The 4,047-nt window shown below is 46.8% G+C and carries 4 protein-coding genes; 2 read left to right on the plus strand and 2 right to left on the minus strand.

What is annotated here, in order from left to right:
- Positions 1-585: Mu transposase domain-containing protein (locus QMA09_RS16865; RefSeq protein WP_483313564.1), on the plus strand; the 585-nt coding region annotated here is incomplete at its 5' end.
- Positions 582-1,337: an IS21-like element helper ATPase IstB gene (gene istB, locus QMA09_RS16870; RefSeq protein ID WP_290213968.1), complete on the plus strand. Its 756-nt coding sequence runs from the start codon at positions 582-584 to the stop codon at positions 1,335-1,337. The genes QMA09_RS16865 and istB (QMA09_RS16870), both read left to right, overlap by 4 nt.
- 357 nt (positions 1,338-1,694) lie before the next feature.
- On the opposite strand, the gene istB (QMA09_RS16875) is transcribed toward istB (QMA09_RS16870), so the two are convergent.
- Both istB (QMA09_RS16875) and istA read right to left on the minus strand, forming a co-directional pair.
- Positions 1,695-2,438 carry an IS21-like element helper ATPase IstB gene (istB, locus tag QMA09_RS16875; RefSeq protein WP_290213969.1) on the minus strand — a complete coding sequence of 248 codons (744 nt, stop codon included), beginning with the start codon at positions 2,436-2,438 and terminating at the stop codon, positions 1,695-1,697.
- Complete coding sequence (gene istA / locus QMA09_RS16880; protein WP_290213970.1) at positions 2,435-3,982, minus strand: IS21 family transposase; 1,548 nt, start codon at positions 3,980-3,982, stop codon at positions 2,435-2,437. Before istA ends, istB (QMA09_RS16875) begins: the two co-directional genes overlap by 4 nt.
- Positions 3,983-4,047 lie beyond the last annotated feature (65 nt).

Raw genomic sequence — 4,047 nt, forward strand, 5'->3', positions numbered from 1 at the left:
ACACGGTTTAAGATGACGGAATGGGCAACTGCCAAAGTCCAACCGAACTACCATGTCCAAGTAGACTACAAGTTCTACTCCGTCCCCTATGAATACGTCCGCGAGGATGTCGATGTCCGAATCACTGCGGATGTAATTGAATTGTACTTTAAAGATGTGCGGATTGCATCCCATCCACGCAAACAGAAATCGGAACATCCGTATGCCACAAATCCGGATCATATGCCAGACCATCATCGACTTTATCTCGACCATAATCCAGAAAACAACCGGAAATGGGCGAAGACCGTCGGACCGCACATGGAACGTTTAGTTGAGCATATCCTAAATACCAATGTTGAAAAGAAAGCATTGAATATCTTGAACGGATTGAGAAGCACGGCTTCTAAAAGAACGGACACGGAGCTTGAGGAAGCGACCAAGACGTTACTGAAAATCTCTTCACATCCCACTGTTGCCGTTCTAAAAAACATCCTGGAGAGACAGAAGAAAAAGCAAGCGGATCAACAGTTGGTTCGCAAACCACAGACAGAGGACTATGGGTTTACCAGAGGCGCTACCTATTTTGGGAGGGATAAAAAATGATCAATCAAGAAACCTTACGAAAGTTAACGGACATGAAGATGAGTGGAATGGCGGACTTGTATCAACTCCAGAATGAAAATAAAGATTTCCAAGGCATGGATTTTGACGACCGCTTCAACCTGTTGGTGGATACGGAATATGATCGCAGAAGATCGAATAAACTGGATCGACTGATTAAACAGGCAACGTTTGATGACTCGAGCGCAGCCATCGAGTTGATCGAGTATCACGCGGACCGCAAGTTGGATAAGCAGTTAATCTTAGAACTGGCGTCGGGCACCTATCTTCAGAAGCATCATAACCTTATCCTCATGGGTGCCTCCGGTAACGGGAAAACGTGGCTGTCAAATGCCTTCGGCATTCAGGCCTGTCGGCAGTTCTACAAGGTGAAATATATCCGGTTGCCTGAACTGTTGGATGAGCTGGCCGTTGCCAAACATGAGGCAGACGGAAGTTTTCGCAAATTGATTCAGAAATACCGATCCATTGATTTATTGATCGTGGATGAATGGCTCCTGAGTGAGCTGTCTCAAGATCAAGTGCTCCATATCTTAGAAATTATCGACGCGCGGCTCAAACGGACTTCGACGATCTTCTGTTCGCAGTTCTCGCCCGAAGGGTGGCATGCCAAACTTGGACAAGCGCAGGTGGCGGATGCGATTCTCGACCGGATTGTCCACGATTCCTATAAAATACTGATTGATGGCGACATCTCCATGCGTGAACGGCACAGTTTAGTCGCTTCTCGTTGACCATCATATAAAAGAAGAGAGTCACTGGCGAAATTTAACCAGTGGCTCTCTTCTATGCATTCCCTGGCCTCATTCTCCGCAATTAGTGGCTCAAAACTCCGCACAAGTGGCTTTTTCGTTCCGCAATACTCAATCTAACTGTGGCGCAGTGCCGCGCATGATGAACAAGGGAGAAAAACCGTCGATTTCTGGACATAACCAGCCATCAACTGCAGAAAGCATATGATGAAGAAGGACAAGCTCAAGAACCACTCGTGCCATAAAATAGAACCATCTCGGACAAAAATCAGAACCACCTCGGACATCTGAGAACCAGTCATAAGAATAAGAAGACCGCCCAAGGGCGGCTTCTTATTCTTATGACTGAATCCCGAGTCTTTCGCGCATAGAAACTTTGCCATCAATGAAAATGGAATGCGAACTATGGATGACCCGATCGAGGATGGCGTCGGCGAGCGTCGCTTCCCCAATCTGTTCATACCAACCGCTAGGTTCAAACTGCGAACAGAAAATGGTGGAGGCATTCTGGTATCTTGATTCGACGATTTCCAGTACATCTCGCGCTTCATGTTCGGTCAAGGAGACAAGCAACCACTCGTCTAAAATTAATAAGTTTACCTTTCGGTAAGCTTTCATGGTCTTTTGGTACGTCCCATTTAATCGAGCCAAGGCCAGTTCGTCCAGTAATTCCGGCAGACGCATATATTTGGCCGTATAGCCGTTTCGGCAAGCACTAACGCCAAAAGCGCATGCTAAATAAGATTTTCCGTTTCCAGACGCCCCTTTTAGAATGACGTTCTGTTTTTCGCCGATGTAATTGCAGCTGGCTAAACGCAAGATGGTGGTGCGATCCAGCTTGCGGTCTTCGTAGTAGTGGAGGTCTTCGATACAAGCATCTGGCATACGAAAATTCGCTGTACGGATCAGCCGTTCTAATTTGCTGTTCTTCCGGCGAATGTATTCGCTGTCGATCAATAAATTGAAGCGATCTTCGAAAGACAGTTCCCGGTATTGGGGATCGTTCATTTGAGTATAATAGGTGTCGGCTATCGCGCTCAGGCGCATTTCGTTTAGTTTGGTGATTGTCGATTCAATGGTCATTGATCTTTCCTCCCGTAGTAGTCTGCCCCTCTGACAAATCCATGCTCTTTTGAAAGGCTGACAGTTTTCTTTTGCAACGGAGTCGTCGTTTTGACGTCACGCTCTGTTTTGAGAATCGTTTTGATCGTATTCAGGCTCACTCTTGGAGAGAAGGTCAATGCCTTTTCACAAGCCACCTCAAGTTCGCGTTCACTGTACTGTGCAACGAGTTTTGAAAGTCCTAAGCAGAGCTTGAGTGCCTGCTTTTCATTGGTGCCATTGGCTAGAATCGTACGGACAGCTTTTTCTGTAGAGGGTCCGACGGACTCTCCCCATTCAATGAAATGTGCTGGTGTAAACGTTAGAAACTGCTGATGCTTGGCAGGCAGATGCTCAAAAACAGTAGATGTTTGCCCGTTCTTTCCAAACAATCTCTTGTGGGAGGCGATTCGAAAATTGTTGAAGAACACCTCCACCATCGTTCGGGTGATTCGGATTTCCACCACGTGTTTAATGTATTCATAAGGGACCGAATAATACATCTTGTCTTCTTCGATATGATAATCTGGTTGTACAGTGGCTTTCTTCCAGTGAGCCATCTCGTACCGGGAAGCAGGAAGGGGAAGAAGCGCAAACTTCTCCTCTTCCAAGAAGGCAGTGAGCCGGCTTCCTTTTTTCTTTTGAAACTCTTTTTCATTGAATTCCTCGAGTTTAAGCCGGACGGCTTCATTCAGTTCTTGCAGCGAAAAGAACACTTGGTTCCTCAGTGAAGCGATAATCCAGGTGGTGATGGTGCCAACGGTTCCTTCGACACTGGGCTTGTCCTTGGGTTTCCTGACGCGTGCCGGGATGACAACGGTGTGATAATGCTCCGCCAACTCTTGATAAGTCCGGTTAATTACGGGATCGCTATAAGAAGGTTTTTCGACTCCCGTTTTCAAATTATCGGGCACGATCGTTTGTGTGACGCCTTCAAAGAATTCAAATGCATGAATATGTCCGGTAATCCAATGAAGCGAGTTCATCGAATAGAACCCTTCGACATACGAGTAGCCACTGCAGGACAAGGTGGCCGCAAAAAGTGACACCTCATGTACTTCACCTGTTGTTTGATCTCTTACGCTCATCGAAGTGCCGGCCCAATCGACTTCAAGGGTTTCAGCCGGTTTTCGTTTAATGCGCATGGTCGCTTTGGTTGTGGTGACGAACTTCGTGTATTCCCGGCAGAACTGGCGATAGCTGTAGGGAATCTGATTCCCGTTCCGGCAGACGATGACGTATTCATGCCAGAGGAGCGAGAGCGTAACGCCTGTTTTTGCCATTTCTTTATGGACGTAGTCCATGTCAGGTAAGTGCCTTTCGTCTTTCACATGCTTCTCGGGGAATAGAAGCTTTTGAAGTTCTCTGTCTCCCAACTCCTCTGGCAAAGGCCAGGAAATCCCTTTCTTTTCTGCTTGCTCCAGCACATCATTAATCGTACTCCTTGAGCACTTACAGCTGGCTGCGATGCCCCGTTTGGATACCTCCTGAGCATCCAACCGGAGAATCTCTCGATATTTGATCATAAAAAACCTCCTACACAATCAATTTACGGAATATTCCGCAAACCCATTATATAGGAGTGGTTCTC

The sequence above is a fragment of the Planococcus sp. APC 3906 genome (genome assembly GCF_030407685.1).
GTDB lineage: Bacteria > Bacillota > Bacilli > Bacillales_A > Planococcaceae > Planococcus > Planococcus koreensis.